Origin of the sequence: Lutibacter sp. A80 (assembly GCF_022429645.1) — a bacterium.
Lineage (GTDB): Bacteria > Bacteroidota > Bacteroidia > Flavobacteriales > Flavobacteriaceae > Lutibacter.
Genome location: NZ_CP092480.1, coordinates 2,225,256 through 2,244,459, shown reverse-complemented (window position 1 = coordinate 2,244,459; position 19,204 = coordinate 2,225,256). Strand labels below are relative to the sequence as shown.

The 19,204-nt window shown below is 30.4% G+C and carries 19 protein-coding genes; 10 read left to right on the top strand and 9 right to left on the bottom strand.

Annotation, left to right across the window (positions count from 1 at the left end):
• Positions 1-28: 28 nt before the first annotated feature.
• The 6 genes from MHL31_RS09300 (at position 29) to MHL31_RS09275 (ending at position 5,811) form a co-directional block, all read left to right on the top strand.
• Positions 29-1,087 (top strand): hypothetical protein, encoded by a 1,059-nt coding sequence (locus MHL31_RS09300; protein WP_240225678.1) that lies wholly within the window; start codon positions 29-31, stop codon positions 1,085-1,087.
• Between the two features lie 261 nt (positions 1,088-1,348).
• Positions 1,349-2,392: a hypothetical protein gene (locus MHL31_RS09295; protein ID WP_240225677.1), complete on the top strand. Its 1,044-nt coding sequence runs from the start codon at positions 1,349-1,351 to the stop codon at positions 2,390-2,392.
• A 212-nt stretch (positions 2,393-2,604) separates the two neighbouring features.
• Positions 2,605-3,327: an energy transducer TonB gene (locus MHL31_RS09290; protein ID WP_240225676.1), complete on the top strand. Its 723-nt coding sequence runs from the start codon at positions 2,605-2,607 to the stop codon at positions 3,325-3,327.
• Positions 3,328-3,653: 326 nt separating this feature from the next.
• Positions 3,654-4,385, top strand: a complete 732-nt coding sequence (locus MHL31_RS09285; RefSeq protein WP_240225675.1) for an energy transducer TonB — start codon at positions 3,654-3,656, stop codon at positions 4,383-4,385.
• A 105-nt stretch (positions 4,386-4,490) separates the two neighbouring features.
• Positions 4,491-5,234, top strand: a complete 744-nt coding sequence (deoC, locus tag MHL31_RS09280) for a deoxyribose-phosphate aldolase (RefSeq protein ID WP_240225674.1) — start codon at positions 4,491-4,493, stop codon at positions 5,232-5,234.
• A gap of 1 nt (position 5,235) precedes the next feature.
• The gene (locus MHL31_RS09275) at positions 5,236-5,811 is read left to right on the top strand and encodes an acyltransferase (protein WP_240225673.1); all 576 of its coding nucleotides are present in this window, start codon (positions 5,236-5,238) and stop codon (positions 5,809-5,811) included.
• A 72-nt stretch (positions 5,812-5,883) separates the two neighbouring features.
• Here MHL31_RS09275 and MHL31_RS09270 read toward each other — a convergent pair whose 3' ends face one another.
• Positions 5,884-7,152 (bottom strand): acetyl-CoA hydrolase/transferase family protein, encoded by a 1,269-nt coding sequence (locus tag MHL31_RS09270; protein WP_240225672.1) that lies wholly within the window; start codon positions 7,150-7,152, stop codon positions 5,884-5,886.
• Positions 7,153-7,318: 166 nt separating this feature from the next.
• On the opposite strand from MHL31_RS09270, the gene map reads away from it, so the two are divergent.
• Positions 7,319-8,137: a type I methionyl aminopeptidase gene (gene map, locus MHL31_RS09265; protein WP_240225671.1), complete on the top strand. Its 819-nt coding sequence runs from the start codon at positions 7,319-7,321 to the stop codon at positions 8,135-8,137.
• 33 nt (positions 8,138-8,170) lie between these two features.
• On the top strand, positions 8,171-8,947 hold the full coding sequence (locus MHL31_RS09260; RefSeq protein ID WP_240225670.1) for a class I SAM-dependent methyltransferase: 777 nt from the start codon (positions 8,171-8,173) through the stop codon (positions 8,945-8,947).
• Positions 8,948-9,006: 59 nt separating this feature from the next.
• Here MHL31_RS09260 and MHL31_RS09255 read toward each other — a convergent pair whose 3' ends face one another.
• The gene (locus tag MHL31_RS09255; RefSeq protein ID WP_240225669.1) at positions 9,007-9,993 is read right to left on the bottom strand and encodes an FAD:protein FMN transferase; all 987 of its coding nucleotides are present in this window, start codon (positions 9,991-9,993) and stop codon (positions 9,007-9,009) included.
• Between the two features lie 130 nt (positions 9,994-10,123).
• Between MHL31_RS09255 and MHL31_RS09250 the strand changes: the two genes are divergently transcribed.
• The gene (locus MHL31_RS09250; protein WP_240225668.1) at positions 10,124-10,963 is read left to right on the top strand and encodes an OmpA family protein; all 840 of its coding nucleotides are present in this window, start codon (positions 10,124-10,126) and stop codon (positions 10,961-10,963) included.
• A gap of 71 nt (positions 10,964-11,034) precedes the next feature.
• Here the strand turns inward: MHL31_RS09250 and MHL31_RS09245 are convergent, their stop codons facing one another.
• From MHL31_RS09245 to MHL31_RS09215, 7 genes are all read right to left on the bottom strand, one after another.
• Positions 11,035-11,412, bottom strand: a complete 378-nt coding sequence (locus MHL31_RS09245) for a Na(+)-translocating NADH-quinone reductase subunit F (RefSeq protein WP_240225667.1) — start codon at positions 11,410-11,412, stop codon at positions 11,035-11,037.
• A 214-nt stretch (positions 11,413-11,626) separates the two neighbouring features.
• Complete coding sequence (nqrF, locus tag MHL31_RS09240) at positions 11,627-12,937, bottom strand: NADH:ubiquinone reductase (Na(+)-transporting) subunit F (protein WP_240225666.1); 1,311 nt, start codon at positions 12,935-12,937, stop codon at positions 11,627-11,629.
• 4 nt (positions 12,938-12,941) lie between these two features.
• Complete coding sequence (gene nqrE / locus MHL31_RS09235) at positions 12,942-13,679, bottom strand: NADH:ubiquinone reductase (Na(+)-transporting) subunit E (RefSeq protein WP_240225665.1); 738 nt, start codon at positions 13,677-13,679, stop codon at positions 12,942-12,944.
• A 75-nt stretch (positions 13,680-13,754) separates the two neighbouring features.
• Positions 13,755-14,402 carry an NADH:ubiquinone reductase (Na(+)-transporting) subunit D gene (locus MHL31_RS09230; protein WP_240225664.1) on the bottom strand — a complete coding sequence of 216 codons (648 nt, stop codon included), beginning with the start codon at positions 14,400-14,402 and terminating at the stop codon, positions 13,755-13,757.
• A gap of 3 nt (positions 14,403-14,405) precedes the next feature.
• On the bottom strand, positions 14,406-15,152 hold the full coding sequence (locus MHL31_RS09225; RefSeq protein WP_240225663.1) for a Na(+)-translocating NADH-quinone reductase subunit C: 747 nt from the start codon (positions 15,150-15,152) through the stop codon (positions 14,406-14,408).
• 2 nt (positions 15,153-15,154) lie between these two features.
• Entirely contained in the window at positions 15,155-16,354 is a 1,200-nt protein-coding gene (locus MHL31_RS09220) for an NADH:ubiquinone reductase (Na(+)-transporting) subunit B (RefSeq protein ID WP_240225662.1), read from the bottom strand.
• 4 nt (positions 16,355-16,358) lie between these two features.
• Positions 16,359-17,708, bottom strand: coding sequence for a Na(+)-translocating NADH-quinone reductase subunit A (locus MHL31_RS09215; RefSeq protein WP_240225661.1), 1,350 nt, complete (start codon positions 17,706-17,708; stop codon positions 16,359-16,361).
• A gap of 188 nt (positions 17,709-17,896) precedes the next feature.
• Between MHL31_RS09215 and MHL31_RS09210 the strand changes: the two genes are divergently transcribed.
• Entirely contained in the window at positions 17,897-19,141 is a 1,245-nt protein-coding gene (locus tag MHL31_RS09210) for a type IX secretion system plug protein domain-containing protein (protein ID WP_240225660.1), read from the top strand.
• The last annotated feature ends 63 nt before the right edge of the window (positions 19,142-19,204 follow it).

Genomic DNA, 19,204 nt, shown 5'->3' with positions numbered 1-19,204 from the left:
ATTAAAAACTATTAAAAACAAAAATATTATGAAGACACAAAAATTAAATATCACAAGCTTAAAAAATAGTAAAGTAGTGAGTAGTATTTTAAAAGGAGTATTAAGTTTATCTTTAATAGCAACATTTACAAGTTGTATTTCTGATCCAGATATTGAAGATGAAATTACACAACCACAACCAGATGGAATTGCATTAAACGAAAGATTTTTAGATAATAGAATTAACGATTTAGAAGAATTTACAATAGATGCTGCAACTGGTGGAGTTGTTACTGGATCGCAAGGAACAAATGTAACCTTTCAACCAAATTCCTTTGGAATAAATGGAAATCCAGTTACAGGGAATGTAACTGTACAATTAATAGAGATTTACGATAAGGCTTCTATGGTGCTTAAAAATCGTACAACTTTAGGTGAAAAACCAAACGGAGATAAAGAGGCTTTAAAATCTGCTGGGCAGTTTTTTATCAATGCAGTTCAAGGTGCAAATGAATTAGAATTATTAATAATGGCAAATGTTGAAAGCCGTCCAGTTGATTTTGCTGATTTAGATGGTGGTATGAAAATTTTTAGAACGGGTCCAGATAATGATTGTGATGGAATTGATGATGATTGTGATTGGTTTGAGGCTGACGAAGATAATGATGGAGAACAAGACGATGCAAAAATAAGAGATGCTCAGGGAGCAGACGGTGCTTTTGCAACTTATACTTATGACATAGGATATTTTGGATGGACTAACCTTGATAGATGGTACAACTTTGCAGGTGCAACAACTGAGATTTTTATTGATGTACCAGCAGAATTTGATCAAGATAATTGTGCAGTGTATTTGTCATATGATGGAGAACCAACTGCTTTAGCTAGAATGGATGTTTATAATACAGAATTAGAATTATTTACAGAACATTATGGACGTATACCAGTAGGGCAAGAAGTGCATATTATTATGGTTGCAGAAATAGATGGAGTATTAAATTATGCAATCCAAGGTACCACAGTAGTTGAAGATCATATAGAAGTAATTTCAGGTTTAACTCCAATTACACAGCCAGCTTTAGAAAATTTAATTAACGCATTACCATAAAAATATTACAATTGCGAACAGTTAGAAATAGGTTAATAACTGGGAAAGGCTATCAAAAATGATAGCCTTTTTTTGGGTTTATATTGTAAAAAAACGTAAAGGTTCTTTCTGCAGATTTTCATTGAAACTATAAGGTTTTTGAATTTAGAATAACATTAGTTTTAAAAAAAAATGTATTTCTTTTAAAAAAGGGGTAACAAATTTTAATTGTGTTGATATATAAGTGTAAAACAAATTGAAAATAAACAAAACAAAAATATTATGAAGACACAAAAATTAAATATCACAAACTTAAAAAACAGTAAAGTAGTGAGTAGCATTTTAAAAAGTGTATTAAGTTTATCATTAATTGCAACCTTTACAAGTTGTATTTCAGATCCAGATATCGAAGATGTAAACACACAACCACAACCAGATGGAATTGCTTTAAATGAAAGGTTTCAAGATAACAGAATTAATGCACTAGAAGAATTTACTTTAGATGCTACAACAGGTGGTATTATTACAGGTTCTCAAGGTACTAAAGTAAATTTTCCTCCAAATTCTTTTGGAATTAATGGAACACCTGTAACAGGTAATGTAACCGTACAATTAATCGAAATTTATGATAAAGCTTCTATGGTACTTAAAAATCGTACAACTTTGGGTGAAAAACCAAACGGTGATAAGGAGGCTTTAAAATCTGCTGGGCAGTTTTTTGTTGGTGCAAAACAAGGGTCAAATGATTTAGAATTATTAGAAATGGCTGTTATTACCAGTAAAGATGTAGCACCTGGAGATGTAGATTGGGGAATGAAAGTTTTTAAAGCTGGAGAAACTTTAGAAAGTACAGACGACTGGGTAGAGGCAGATGAAGATAATGATGGAGAACAGGATAATGTAGCATTTAACGAAGTTGAAGGAACTGCCGGTTATATGGTAACCTATAGCTTTGATTTAGGAGATTTTGGTTGGTCAAATTTAGATAGATGGTATAATTTTTCAGGACCAAAAACACAACTTTTTATAGAGGTTCCTGAAGGATATAATGGAGATAATTGTGCAGTATATGTATATTATGATGGTGAAGAAACTGCAATTGCAAGAATGGATATTTGGGATGAAAATGATGAACTGTTTAAAGAACATTACGGGGCAATTCCAATTGGTTTAGAGATTCATATTATTATGGTTACCGAAATTGAAGGTCAGGTGTATTATAAAATACAAGCAACTACCATAGTAGATAATCATATAGAAGTAATTTCAGGTTTAAGTCCTATTAGCCAACCAGATTTAGAAAGTTTAATTAACGCATTACCATAAAATAGAACAATTATTAACGCGTAAAACAGGTTAATTTTTTTAGAAGAAGCTGTCCAAATAGGACAGCTTCTTTTTTTGGCATGTTTTTTGCTTTAACATAATTTTAACATTTATCCGAAATTTTTTGTATAAAAGTGAATCTTCTCAATACCACTCAATAGGACTCATTTAAAATACAAGCAATTTAATGGATATATAAAACCTAATAAATTATGATTAAAAAACATCCAAAAGCAAATTTAGAGAATTACAGTAAATTATTTGCACAATTAGGCTTGGTATTATCACTTTTTATTGCCTACCTATTAATTCAAAACAAAACATCTGACACTCAAATTGCAATGCTATCAAATCAAGATAGGCAGTTAATAGATGTAAGTGAACAATTAATTGATATTAAAATAGAGGTACCAAAAATAAAGCAACAACCCCCAAAGAAAGTTATTATCGATGTTATTGATCAAATAAAAGATGATGATGATGTTCTTGAAACATTAATAGATGTGCCGGATGTTGATGCTCCAGTTGATATTTCTAAAATGGTAGATTTAAAATTAGATGAAGAGTTTGATCCTAAAGACGAGGTAGATTATGTAATGTTAGAAGAAGCGCCATTGTTTCCTGGTTGTAAGGGAACTAAAGAAGAGTTGAAAGCGTGTTTTTCTAAACAAATAAGTAATTACATTAACAGAAAGTTTAATGCTGGCCTAGCTGAAGAGTTAGGGTTAACTCCAGGTGTTCAAAGAATTTTTACATTATTTAAAATCGATAAAAATGGGAATGTTGTCGACATTCAGTCTAGAGCACCTCATAAAAGATTACAAGAGGAGGCTATTCGGGTTATTAAATTATTACCAAAAATGGAACCCGGTAAACAGCAAGGAACTCCTGTGAAGGTAAGATATTCAATGCCAATTGTTTTTAAAATTGAGTAAAAGTTAGCTTATACGTTATTACGAAGAAATTGTCTTGAAATAAGTAATTTAAGTTTTTAGAAAGTGCCAAATTTAAAGTGCTAAATAATGAGATTACTTTAGTGTTGTCTGCTTTGTAATAACGTATATAATTAATTTAATAAAGTTTAAATTTATCTGTAAATACTTGCTTTTAAGCTGATTATTGCGTAAATTTAATATGAAATAAAATCTTGTAAGAGACTTCAGATTTACACATTTTATAATTGCAGTTTCTTGCATTATATAAATAGCTGTTTTAGACAGTTTAAATTTTCTTTTTTGTATTAACTTTAAAAAAGGTAGTTATGGAAATTAAAAAATATCCAGATGCCGTTCTCGAAAATTATTCTCGAATTTTAGTTCTATTAGGATTTGTATTAGCACTTTTTGTGGTGTATGAGTTTATTAAAATGAAATCGTATCCGCGTCAAATAAAAGAAATTTCTGCTGCAATTATTAGTGAAGATGATGATGAAGTTTTAGTAGAAATTAAACCAATTGAAGTGCAAACTGCACCGGCTCCAAAAGCTGTTTTACCTGAAAAAATAATAAAAGTTGAAGATGAAATCGATATTCAAGAAACAATAATTGAAAGTACAGAGACAGATGAAACAGAGGCTATTGTTGTAGATGTGAGTGAAAATATTGTAGATGTTGAAGAAGAGGAAGTTATGGTTGAGGATGTTGCTTTTGTTGTAATTGAAGATGTTCCAATTTATCCAGGTTGTACTGGAAATAAACAAGAGCTTAGAGATTGTTTTTCTGAAAAAATTTCAAAATTTGTGATGAAGAATTTCGATCCTGCAATAGCAACAGATTTAGGACTTCAACCCGGAAGTATTCAACGTATATTTGTAATGTTTAAAATAGATAGGAATGGTAAAGTTACAAATATTCAAGCCAGAGCACCTCACAAAAAATTACAAGAAGAAGCTGTGGAAATTATCAGTTCATTACCAGTAATGATTCCTGGAAAACAAAGAGGAAGACCTGTAACGGTAAGCTATGGATTGCCTATAGTTTTTAAAATTGAATAATTATGAGAACTTTTAAATTTAAATCCTGCAATAGCAGGGTTTTTTTATGGACTTAGTTTTATAATAAACTATATTTGTTATTCATTAAGAATAAATTAAAATACCATGAATATTAATCAGTATTTAGATTCCACATATTTAAAAAAAGCAGAACAAGCTAATATTACAGAAGAAGCAACCAAACAAAATGTAGTTGATTTGGTTGAAGAAGCTATTGAAAATAATTTTAAATTGGCTATGATTCGTCCAGAATTTGTTTCAATGGCAAAAAAAATGGTAGAAGAAGCTAATTCTGAAGTTTTAATAGGAACTGTAATTGGGTTTCATGAAGGAACGTATAGTACTACGGATAAATTGGCTGAAGCACAAAATGCTGTAAATGATAATGTAGACGAACTTGATTATGTTGTTAATTATACGGCTTTTAAAGAAGGGAAAATAAACTTAGTTAAAGCAGAAGTTTTTAAGGGTACAAAACTGGCTCTTGATAATAATAAAGTGGCAAAATGGATTATTGAAATTGCAGCTCTAACAAATGAAGAGATAGTTGCGTTAACTCAATTAATACGCGATGTGGTTTTAGAAAATTTTGGAGAAGCAAATGCTAAAAATGTATTTGTAAAATCATCTACAGGGTTTTTTAAAACTGAAGAAGGTAAACCAAACGGAGCAACTTTTGAAGCGATGGAATTAATTGTTGAAAATGCAAAACCATTACCTGCTAAAGCAGCAGGAGGCGTGCGTAATTTTGAAGATGCAGTTAAAATGGTAGAAATGGGTGTAACACGTATTGGAACATCTTCGGCTAAAGCTATAACCGAAGGAGATACAGCTAAAGGAGGGTATTAATATGGCTAATTATTTTGCACATGAAACCGCAGTAATAGATGCTAATTGTGAAATAGGAATTGGAACAAAAATTTGGCATTTTAGTCATATAATGTCTAATTGTAAAATTGGAGAAAATTGTAATTTAGGTCAGAATGTTGTAGTGTCACCTAATGTTATTTTAGGGAAAAATGTAAAAGTCCAAAATAATGTTTCTATTTATTCAGGTGTAATTTGTGAAGATGATGTTTTTTTAGGTCCTTCAATGGTTTTTACCAATGTAATTAATCCGAGAAGTGCAATAATTAGACGAGGAGAATATCAACAAACAATAGTTAAAAAAGGAGCTAGTATTGGTGCAAATGCAACAATTGTTTGTGGTAATAGTATTGGTGAGTATGCTTTTATTGGGGCAGGTGCTGTTGTAACTAAAGAAGTGCTTCCTTATGCTTTGGTAGTTGGTAACCCTTCAAATCAAATCGGCTGGATTAGTGAATACGGACATAAACTCGAGTTTAATAAACAAGGATTTGCAACTTGTATAGAGAGTGGCGAAAAATATCAGTTAGAAAATAATAGCGTAAAAAAAATAGTATAATTTGTTATAACAACCTAAATTCATTCATAAAACTAAGTGAGTAAATTTAGGTTGTTAAAATTTGGTCTAATTTTATTTTGTAGCTTCAAAATAAGAGCGTTCCATATCTTCTCTAAAATCTGGATGTGCTATTTTTATTAATTCAGCAACACGTTGGTTAATTGTTTTTCCATATAAATTTGCAACTCCATATTCCGTTACAATATATTGAGCGTGTGCTCTTGTGGTAACTACACCAGCTCCTTTATTTAAAAAAGGGACAATTCTACTTATTCCTTTGTTGGTTATAGAAGGTAATGCAATAATAGCTTTTCCTCCTTCACTTAAAGAGGCTCCTCTAATAAAATCCATTTGACCACCAACGCCTGAGTAAATATTTGCTCCAATAGAATCCGCACAGATTTGTCCTGTTAAATCTACTTGGATTGCAGAATTAATCGCTACCATTTTAGGGTTTTGTCTAATATTTGAAACATTGTTAGTATAATCGCAGGAGCGCATTTCAATAAATGGGTTGTCATCAACATAATCATATAGGCGTTTCGAGCCACCTAAAAATGTGGTTAAAGCTCTACCGGCATTAATTTCTTTATAATTTCCATTTATTACATCTTTTAAAATTAAATCAATTACTCCATCAGAAAACATTTCAGTATGTAAACCTAAATCTTTATGGTTTCCCAATCGGTGTAATACCGCATTAGGAATGGAACCAATTCCCATTTGTAAAGTACTTCTATCTTCAATTAGTTCTGCAATATAATCACCTATTTTATTTTCAATTTTAGTTGGTGTTGGCATATGAAATTCGTGAATAGGAGTGCTATGTTCAACAAAAGTGTTTATTTCTGAAATATGAATTAAACCTTCTCCGTGAACCCTTGGCATTTGATCGTTTATATGTGCAATAACATGTTTTGCGTTGGTAATTACAGATAAAATAGCTTCCACAGATACCCCTAGCGAACAGTAACCATGTTTATCGGGTGTTGAAACTTGTATTAAAGCTACATCAACAGGTAAAACATTTCTTTTAAACAGGTTTGGTACTTCACTTAAAAATACGGGAGTATAAGAACCGTTACCAGCTTTTAAAGTATGACGTACATTTTTACCAATAAAAAGTGAGTTTACATGGAAACTATCTTTATAAATTGGATTGGCATATGGTGCATCTCCTTCAATATGTAAATGACAAACTTCAACACTGCGTAGTTCTTCATGTCTAGCAGACATGGCATTAATTAATATTTGAGATGCAGCTGCTGCTGCTTGAATATATACTCTATCGTTAGATTTTATAATTTTTACTGCTTCTTCTGCAGATACTGCTTTATACATAAATATATTATTAAAAGTATTGTTGTAAATTTACTAAGAATGTAATAAAAAAACACTGCTAAATATCACTTTTTTTAACAAATATTCAATTTATTTATATTTGGAGCTCCGCCGGTATATTTTCTTTTTTTGATTTACCTTTGCATAAATTAATTTACAATTAAAAATGATATTAATTAAAACACGAGAAGAAATTGAATTAATGCGAGAAAGTGCATTAATAGTGTCTAAAACTTTAGGTTTATTAGCAAAAGAAGTAAAACCAGGAGTAACAACGTTGTTTTTAGATAAAATAGCTGAAGAATTTATAAGAGATCAAGGAGCTATTCCTGGATTTTTAGGATTATATGATTTTCCTAATACATTGTGTATGAGTCCGAATGCACAAGTTGTACATGGAATTCCAAATGATAAGCCATTAGTAGATGGTGATATTATTTCAATAGATTGTGGTGCGTTAAAAAATGGTTTTTATGGAGATCACGCGTATACTTTTGAAGTAGGAGAGGTTGCACCAGAAACTAAAAAATTATTAGAGGTAACTAAAGAGAGTTTATATAAAGGAATTAGTCAATTTAAAGCCGGAAATAGAGTAGGAGATGTAGGTTATGCAATTCAAAATTATTGCGAAGAAAGAGGTTATGGAGTTGTTCGTGAATTGGTTGGTCATGGAGTAGGGAAACAAATGCACGAAGATCCAGAAATGCCAAATTACGGTAAAAGAGGAAGAGGTAAAAAGTTTGTTGAAGGTATGGTAGTTGCTATTGAACCAATGATAAATTTAGGAACTCATAGAATTAATCAATTAAATGATGGTTGGACAATTTTAACAAGAGACAACAAGCCAAGTGCACATTTTGAACATGATATAGCTATTGTTAATGGAAAACCAGAATTGCTTTCTACTTTTAAATATATTTATAAAGAATTAGGTATAGAAAGCAACGAAGAAGATGCATTTAGAGAAGTGCCGTTAGTTGTATAATTTTAAAATAAAGGGTAAAAATAGGCAAACTACATGTTAACGAAGCTTTTTAAGTTTTTTTTGAATGCTGTTCCACGTCCAATACTAATAAAAGTTAGTTATTGGGTGGCTCCATTGGTTGCAATTTATTTAAAAGGTGGTAATTATACAGATCCTATTGATGGTAAAAGTTTTAGGAAAATGTTACCTTATGGTTATGGAGAACAGCGTTTAAATGCGCTTTCTCCAAGCACACTTTCTTTAGAGAGACATAGATTATTGTGGTTGTATTTAAGAAATGAAACTGATTTTTTTACACAACCTAAAAAGGTATTGCATATTGCACCAGAACAATGCTTTTTAAAACGTTTTAAAAAACAAGTCAATTTAGATTATATTACTGCCGATTTATATTCTCCTATTGCAGATGTAAAAGCAGATATTTGCGACTTACCTTTTGAAGCAAATACTTTTGATGTTGTTTTTTGCAATCATGTATTAGAGCACATTCCAGATGATGCAAAGGCAATGAGTGAATTATATAGAGTTTTAAAACCTGGAGGATTAGGAATTTTTCAAATTCCACAAGATTTAAATTTAGCTGAAACCTATGAGGACTTTTCAATAACCTCACCCGAAGAGCGCACGAAGCATTTTGGCCAATACGACCATGTGCGTGTTTATGGGAGAGATTATTTTGAGCGTTTAAGAGCTTCTGGTTTTAGTGTTGAAGAGGTTGACTATTCTAAAACAATTTCACCAGAATTAATTACAAAATATTGTTTGGTAAAAGGAGAAATTTTACCAGTTTGTAGTAAAGAACAAGTATAAACTAAAATTTATTGGTCAAATTTTATGTTGTTACAGTATTTGTATATGTCTCTGATTTTTTAATTATCAAAATTTTTGGAACTAAATGTTTTAATTTCATGGTTTTTATCAGTGTAAATTAAAAAAGCTTTTAATTCTGTATGTTTTTCTAGAAACACTTTTGATTTTTCTAAACCCATAGCCATAAAAGCTGTTGCATAGCCATCAACATCTGCACAATCAGTTTTAGCAATAACAGATGCGCTTAATAAATTGCTTTCGCTAGCATAACCTGTTTTTGCATTAATAGTGTGTACATATTTTTTACCATTTTTAGCAATTCTATATTTTCTATAATTACCCGAAGTTGCCATTGCTTCATCTTTTAGTTGAATAACCTTAGCAAATGATCGTGATCCATCTTCATTTGGGTTTTCAATAGCAATTTTCCAAAATTCATTATGTTGATTTTTACCTCTAACCCTAATTTCTCCACCAATTTCAACCATATAATTTTTAATATTTGCGGCTTCAAATTCACGTGCAACCATATCTACTAAATAACCTTTACCTATGGCGTTAAAATCAAAATAAATTTCTGGATATAGTTTTTTTACTCTTTTATTTGTGAGTTTTACTTTGTCAAATCCTACATACTTTAATAAAGAATCTATTTTAAGTGAATCTAGGTTGTTTATCTTTTTTTCTGGACCGAATCCCCAAGCATTTACCAAAGCACCTACTGTAGGATCAAAATCACCAGCTGTTTCATGGTATATTTTTTCAGATTTTTTGAATACTTCTTCAAAAATAGCATCTACTATTATGGTGGTATCTCCATGGTTTATTTTAGAAATATCTGAACTTGGAATATACGTTGAGGTTGATTTATTTACTATGTTGATAATACTATCAATTTTTAATTCAAAATTTGCGTTTTTTGAAGCAACATATTTTATAGAATATGAGGTGCCAATGGCATTTCCCTGAAATGTTTTTAATTTTAGTGTGTTTTCTTTACAAGCAATAAAAAATAAAAAACCAATAATTAATAAATAATTTTTCATACAAAAAAGACTGAAGTTTATTTGTGCAAATATAACGTATAAAAACTCTTAAATTCCTCTTAAAATATACAAAATTATGCTAGAGTATATTTTATTTTTTTTAACTTTGAGTTTTAAAACCGTGTAAATTATGAAAAAAAGTTTTGTATTGGTATTAGTAATATCAGTAGTGTTAAGTTCGTGTGTATCTAAGAAAAAATATACCGAATTAGAGAGTAGTTTCAATTCTAAAGACAAAGAATTAGTTGATACAAAAGCTGATTTAATGAAATGTAGAATTGAAAGTGAAAGTAGAGTTGCTTCTTTAGAACAACAAGTTGAAGATTTAAGAAGTGACAAAGAAAAAACATTGGAATATGTTGACAATTTAACAGTATTATCAAAATCTGCATCTGATAATATCAAAGAAACGTTAGCACAAATGGGGAAAAAAGATGAGTACATTCAACATGTACAAAAAGCTATGACTCGTAAAGATTCAATTAATTTAGCTTTAGGTTTCCAATTAAAAAGTGTGTTAAAAGATGGTTTTGCTGATGAAGATATTCAAGTTGATGTTGAAAAAACTGTTGTTTATATTTCAATAGCTGATAAATTATTATTTAAAAGTGGAAGTGCAACTATCTCTTCTGATGCTAAAAGAGTGTTAGGTAAAGTTGCTGATGTAATTTCTGCTCAAAAAGATTTAGAAGTTATGGTTGAAGGTTACACTGATAATAAACCAATTAGTACTGCAGGTATTAAAGATAACTGGGATTTAAGTGTAAAACGTGCAACTTCTGTTATTAGAGTGCTTCAAAATGACTTTAATATTGTGCCTGAGCGTTTAATTGCTGCTGGTAGAAGTGAGTATAAACCTTTAGCTACTAACGATACTGTAGAAGGTAGAGCTAGAAACAGAAGAACTCGTATTGTATTAATGCCACAATTAGAACAATTTTTTGATCTTTTAGAGCAAAAAGTAAACTAAGAAAATATTTATTAACCCAATAAAAAACACGCCTTTTGGCGTGTTTTTTTATGCATTAACATTTATTTTAATTAATTTAAAGCTGTATCTAAGTACTCAATTCCATCATATTGTAATAAGTACTCGTCGTTTAAAATAGGAGGTTTACTACCATCTTTTTTTGAACCCAATCCAACTCCTGCAAATAATATTTTTGCATTGTTTTTTATAGCGTGTTGTTTAAAGGTCTCCATCCAAATAACATTATATGTAATAGGTTTTTCTGTTATTTGTGCTACTTTTATAATAACAAAATAACGCTGATTATTTTTATCGATACAAACAAACTGTGGATTTCTTTTTAATAAGCTGTTTACCGCTAAGAATTCAAAACCTCGTTTTTCTAAATCTTTTCCAACTATATTCATAGCTAAATTGTGCTGTTCTTGAACTGTAAGGGCTCTATTCATTTTTAAATTGGTATAAATATACTTATAAAGTAAAGTTGTTTAAAAGGCTTAATTTAACTGCTATTTTTTATTATAATAATTATAAGGGCGTTTAAATTAATAGTTGTTCTTAATAATGTTTATAGATATGCTGTCAATAAAAAATCCGATACAAAAGTATCGGATTTTTAAATTTATATTTTATGGAATTTTATGAACTCCATTTTATGTCCGATTAACCACCAAAGTCATCAAATCGAATGTTTTCATCGGCTAAACCAAAGTCTTCACCCATTTTTTGAACGGCTTTGTTCATTAATGGAGGTCCACAGAAATATAATTCTAAATCTTCTGGAGCTTCGTGTTTAGATAAATATTCATCTATAACCGCTTGATGTACAAATCCAGTAAATCCATCTCCGTTAGGGTCGTCTGTATCTTTTTTATTTACCCAATTATCTTCAGGTGCAGGTTCAGACAATACTAAATAGAATTTAAAGTTAGGGAATTCTTTTTCTAATTCATAGAAGTGTTCTAAGTAGAATAGCTCACGTTTAGAACGTCCACCATACCAATAAGTAACTTTTCTACCAGTTTTTAATGTTTTGAATAGGTGATATAAGTGAGAACGCATTGGAGCCATACCAGCACCACCACCAACATATAACATTTCAGCATCTGAATCATTGATGAAGAATTCACCATAAGGACCTGAAATAGTAACTTTATCTCCTGGTTTACGAGAGAAAATATATGAAGATGCTATACCAGGATTAACAGCCATCCATCCATTTTTTGCTCTATCCCAAGGCGGAGTAGCAATACGTACATTTAGCATAATTTCTCTTCCTTCAGCAGGATAAGAAGCCATTGAATAAGCACGCTCTACTAATTCAGTATTTTTCATTTTTAAATCCCATAAACCAAACTTATCCCATTCAATTTGAAATTTGTCTGGAGTTTCATGTTCTTCAGGGTGTGCTGTAATATCTATATCTTTAAAGTCTACTTCACATTCAGGAATTTCAATTTGTATATATCCACCTGCTTTGTAACCCATATCTTCAGGTATTTCAACAACAAATTCTTTAATAAATGATGCTACGTTGTAATTTCTAACAACTGTTGCTTCCCATTTTTTGATTCCGAATACTTCTTCAGGAATAGAAATATCCATATCCTGTTTTACTTTTACTTGACATGCTAAACGCGCACCTTCTTGTAATTCTTTTCTAGTGAAGTGAGGTGTTTCTGTTGGTAATGCTTCACCACCTCCAGAGTTTACGTGACATTCACATTGAATACAAGTTCCACCACCACCACAGGCAGATGGTAAAAATATTTTAGCATTTCCTAAAGTTGTTAATAAAGAACTTCCAGAAGCTACTTCAATTTCTTTTTCACCATTAATTTTTATTTTAACTGGGCCAGAAGGCGATAGTTTTTGTTTTACATACAGTAATAATGCAACTAATAATAGTGTTATTACTAAGAAAGCTACTACAGTTGCTACAATTGTACCTAAGGTATTTATTGCTAATATCATCATATTACTCTTTAATTTCTGTTTCGTTTTTAGCTAAATTAGTAGCTTCTTCTTTTGTAACTTCTAGGGTGTTTTTTTGTGAAGGTTCAATTACTGCAGTTTTTTCTGTAGTTTCTTCAGCATCTCCTCCAGTTAACATTCCTCCAAAGCTCATAAATCCAATTGCCATTAAGCCTGTTATAATAAATGTAATTCCTAAACCTCTAAGTGGTGCAGGCACATTTGAATATCTAATTTTTTCTCGGATAGCAGCAATAGCTAAAATTGCTAAAAACCACCCAATTCCTGAACTTATTCCGTAATTAAATGCTAAACCTATAGATTGTATTTCACGAGATTGCATAAATAATGAACCTCCTAAAATAGCACAGTTTACAGCAATTAATGGTAAAAATATACCTAATGAATTGTATAACGATGGAGAAAATTTCTCAACAATTATTTCTACTAATTGTACCATTGTTGCAATGGTAGCAATAAATAGTATAAAAGATAAGAAACTTAAATCGTAAGATGCATATTCTGGACCTAACCAAGCTAATGCTCCATCTTGTAAAATATATTTATCTAACAACCAGTTTAAAGGTACTGTAATTGCCATTACAAATATAACGGCTGCTCCTAATCCTACTGCTGTTGAAACTTTTTTAGATACTGCTAGGTACGAACACATTCCAAGGAATGTTGCAAATACCATGTTATCAACAAATATTGACTTAAAAATTAATTCTATGTGTTCCATATTTTTTAGTTTTTAGTTTTCAGTTTTAGTAACCTTAACTTAAATTAAGCTGTGGTTGTTTTCTGAATACTAATTTTAATTTTCTTCAATTAATGATTCATTTCTTGAGCGTTGTACCCAAATAATAATTCCTACAGTAATAAGTGCCATTGGTGCTAATAACATAAAACCGTTATTTTCGTAACCATAAGCATATACTCCTGTTTTTTCAATAGAATCTCCTAATACTTTAAATCCTAATAAAGTTCCAGAACCTAAAAGCTCTCTAAAGAAACCTACAAGAACCAATATTATTCCATATCCTAATGAATTTCCAATCCCATCTAAGAAAGATCTCCAAGGTCCGTTAGCCAAAGCAAAAGCTTCAAAACGTCCCATAATAATACAGTTTGTAATAATTAATCCTACAAAAACAGATAATGTTTTACTTAATTCGTAAGCAAAAGCTTTTAAAACTAAATCTACTATAATTACTAAAGTAGCAACTACAATTAGTTGTACAATAATTCTAATTTTTGAAGGAATTATATTTCGCATTAACGAAATTACTACGTTTCCTAAACCTAATACAAACATAACGGCTATAGCCATTACAATTGAAGCTTTTAATTCTGCGGTAATTGCTAATGCAGAACATATACCTAAAACTTGAATAGTAATAGGGTTGTTATCAGCTAATGGATCGGTTATTAATTTTGCGTCTTTTTTTGATAAAAGTCCCATAAATTATTGCTTTAATGTTTTTAAATAAGGTAGATACATTTTCAAGTCTTTTTTCAACATTGCTGAAAGACCGTCACCTGTAATAGTTGCTCCTGCAATTGCATCTACTTCAAAATCTGTTTTGTTTATATTTTTTGGGTCTGCATTACCTTTAGCAGCTGTTATACCTTTAAATGTATCACCATCTAAAATATGTTCACCAATAAAGTCATCCATAAAGAAGCGTTCTTTAATGTTAGAACCTAAACCAGGAGTTTCACCGGCATGGTCAAAAAATACACCTTGAACTACCAATTTACTATCTAAAGCTACATAACCCCATATTGCATCCCATAAACCTTTACCTCTAACAGGTACTATGTAGAATTCTTTACCTTCTTTGTTTCCAATAAATAAAGGTAATTTTCTTTGGTAGTTATTGTCTTTTGCTAAAGCTTCTTCTTTTTTAATATCAATTAAATAAGCATTATTATCTTCAGTTGCATCCGTTCCTTCAATTACTAATTGTTTAGTAATATATTTATTGAATTCTTCACCAACTATATTTTTAGATACAAACTCAACGCTACTTTCGTCGTTGTTGTTAATGCCCATAGCATATAATATGTTTTGTTGCTTTTCTATTCTTTTGTTTTCAGCTATTTTATCACTTAATGACGACGCTAAAAACGCTAATAATGTTCCTACAACAAGAACCATTCCTGTTGCGAACAAAACTGTATATACGTTACTATCAGTATTTTTTGCCATTGTTATGCTGTTTTTGCTTTTAAACGTTTCAATCTTCTTTTTACATTTCCTTGAACAACGTAATGATCAATTGTTGGCGCAAATACATTCATTAATAAAATGGCTAACATTACACCTTCAGGGTATGCTGGGTTAAATACACGAATCATAATTGAAACAAATCCAATTAAGAAACCATAAATCCATTTACCTTTATTTGTTTGTGAAGCAGTTACAGGGTCTGTTGCCATAAATACCACACCAAATGCAAATCCACCAATTAATAAATGATGCCAGAATTCTGTACTCATTAGTGTGTAGAATTTACTACCATTAGTAATTAATTCTGCATTTACTACTCCATTAAATAATAAGCCCATTACTAAAGCTCCAACTACTGCTGATAACATAATTCTCCAGCTAGCTATTTTTGTATAAATTAAAAATAAACCAGCCAATATTATTATTAAGGTAGATGTTTCACCAACAGAACCGGGTATAAAACCAAAGAACATATCAGAAATAGAGTAGGCTAACTCGTTACCTTGAGCTAAGCTTCCTAAAATAGTTTCTCCGGAGACAGCATCTAAATTAGCTCCTCCAATAATATCGTTCGCTCTTTCTGTTGCTCCGTGTACCCAAACTTTATCTCCACTCATCCAAGTAGGATAGGCAAAGAATAAAAATGCACGTATTGTTAATGCAGGGTTTAGTATATTCATACCAGTTCCTCCAAAAACTTCTTTACCAATTACTACACCAAAAATAACAGCAACTGCAAGCATCCATAACGGTATATCTACAGGTACAATTAGTGGAACAAGCATTCCAGTTACTAAGTAACCTTCTTCAACTTCGTGTCCTTTAATAATGGCAAAAATAAATTCAACTCCTAAACCAACAACATATGATACAATAACTAAAGGAAGAATTTTAGTTAAACCAACTAAAAATGCATCCCAAGATAAGAAATCAACTGCTTCACCAAAAGCTAGGTAATGTTGGTATCCTGTATTAAACATTCCAAAAATTAAACAAGGAATCATAGCTAAAACAACCATGTTCATTGTTCTTTTTAAATCGTCTGCGGCTCTTACGTGCCCACCTGAATGTGTTGTTTCATTAGGTGTATATAAAAATGTGTGAAAAGCGGAAAAGGCTGGAAGCCATTTTTTGTCCTTGTTCTTTTCTCTGAAATTATGTAATTTTTCTTTTATTCCCATAACCTTATCCTATTTCTTTTAACATTAAGTCTAAGCCTTTTCTAATAATCTCTTGATGCGGTTGTTTAGAAATACAAACAAACTCAGTTAAAGCAAAATCTTCAGGAGCAACTTCGTACATTCCTAAGGCTTCCATTTCATCAAGATCTTTATACATACAAGCTTTTAAAATTTGCATTGGAAAAATATCTAATGGAAATACTTTTTCGTATTGACCTGTAACTACAAATGCTCTGTGTTCTCCATTTGTATTAGTGTTTAAGTCGTATTTCTTTTTAGGATTTAACCAAGAAAATGTTAAGGATCTTGTGGCTGATATTTTATTGAAAACTGGTTTGTTCCAACCAAATAATTCATAATCGTTACCTTCAGGAATTACAGTGATAATGTTATCGTAATAACCTAAGCAACCTTTTGTATCAGTAGCTTTTCCAGTTAAAACATTTCCACTAATAATTCTATTATTAGTACCCGCTAATTTTTTATCAACAACAGAACTTATTGTAGCTCCAATTATTGTTGTGTAATATTTGGGAGCTTCAACAGAAGAACCTGCTAAAGCAATAGTTCTTTCAGCATTAAACTTTCCTGTAAGTAATAATTCTCCAATAATTACTAAATCTTGAGGAGAAATTGTCCAAACTGTTTCACCTTTATTTACAGGGTCAATTTTTGCAATTTGAGTACCTACATTTCCAGAAGGATGTGGTCCTGAAACTTTATGCAATGTACAATTGTTTAAGCCTGTTAAAGGAGAATTAGCATTTTTACCTACGGATACATGTACTGTACCTGGAGTTAATTTGCTTAAAGCAGTTATAGCAGCTTGTAGCTCTTTTTCTTTACCAGCCAATACATAATCGTAATCGGCAGCTAAAGGAGCACTTGCGTAACCAGAAACAAAAATTGCTTTAGGTGTATTTGCAGGATTTGCAATAACATCATAAGGTCTTTGTTTAATAAATGGCCAACAACCAGCAGCTAATAAATGGCTTTTAATCTCATCAGCTTTCATAGCTTTGGGATCTTTTATGCCAAAATCTGCATATTCTTGTACATTACTAGCTTCAATCTTAATTGCTAATATTTTTCTTTTTTCACCACGAATGATATCAATTAATTCACCGCTTACAGGCGATGGGAATTTCATATCTTCATTAGCTTTATTGTAAAAAACAGCTTCACCTGCTTTTACTTTAGCGCCAACTTTAATAGATAATTTAGGAATGATACTGTGGAAATCTTCAGGTTTTAGTGTATATACACTACAAGGGTTAGCTTTTTGGGTAACCTTTTCGGCAATACCTTTTAGCTTAATATCCAAACCTTTTTTAATTCGAATGTCCTGTGACATATTTTGAGTTTATTTAGATAGTCTTTAAAAACGGTGCAAAAATAAGAATATTTAATTTTATTATAACGATTTTAACTAATTTTTTACTTTTTGTAAATAAGTTTTCAGTCCGAAATCGTTTTAATTGTGATTACAATTTTATATTTGGTTTAATTTTTGATGTTAAAAACTATTAAAACCAAATAATTTTGAAGTTATTTTATACCTGTCTTATTACCATTTTTGTGTTTCAACTAAATTATTCTCAACAAAAAATTGAAGATGCGGAACATATTAAAACTATTATTTTTCAACCTACTTTAGTAAATAATTATGCGCCAATTATTAGGCTTGGTGAGTCTATTCGATTAATTTTTGATGATTTAAATGCCGATGAACACGATTATACATATAGAATAGAACATTGTGATTATAATTGGAATTCTTCTAATTTGTCTGATTCGGAATTTATAGATGGTTATGCAGAAGATAGAATTAGAGATTACGAAAACTCTTTTAACACCTTACAGCCTTATACAAATTATACATTAACAATTCCAAATGAAAATACACGAATAAAAATTTCTGGTAATTATAAAATATATGTTATAAACGATTACGATGAAGTTGTTTTTGAACGCAAATTTGTAGTTTACGAATCTCAAGTAACTGTTGGTGTAACAATTTATAAAAGCCGAGATATTTCTACAATAGATACCAATCAATCAGTTGAGTTTATAATAAATCATCCTAGTTTAAGAATTAACAACCCAAAAGAAGAAATTTTGCCTGTTGTAATTCAGAATAATAATTGGCAAACTGCAATTGAAGGTTTAAAACCGCAATTTTATAGAGGTACACAATTATTATATAAATACAATAAAGAAACTAGTTTTTTAGCAGGAAATGAGTTTTTGTATTTCGATACAAAATCTATAAGAAATACAACCTTAAATATTGCAAGAGTTGAATTAGGAACAGATTTATACCATACTTATTTATATACTAATGAAGAAAGAATAGATCAGCCTTATACGTTGTTTGAAGATATTAACGGAAATTTTGTAGTTCGGGTTTTGAATGGAGACGACAATAATACAGAAGCAGATTATAGTTGGGTGCATTTTTCTTTAAGTTCTTTAGAGAATTTAGAAGGTAAGGATGTTTATGTTAGTGGTAATTTTAATAATTGGCAATTAAATGAATCTAATAAACTTACCTATAATGCTGAAAATGGTTTGTATGAAACTTCCTTATTATTAAAGCAAGGTTTTTATAACTATCAGTTTGTTACTAAAACTGCTGATGGTACTATAAATAATAGCGATATCGATGGCTCTTTTTACCAAACTGAGAACGATTATACTGTTATAGTGTATTACAATAAATTTGGAAGTAGATACACTAGAGTTATTGGAGTTGGCAATGGAAATTCTGAAAAAATGAATAATTAATAGAAATAAAATATTTAATTAATTGATGTTTTTATTGTGAATAAAATGTTAAATATTGTAAAA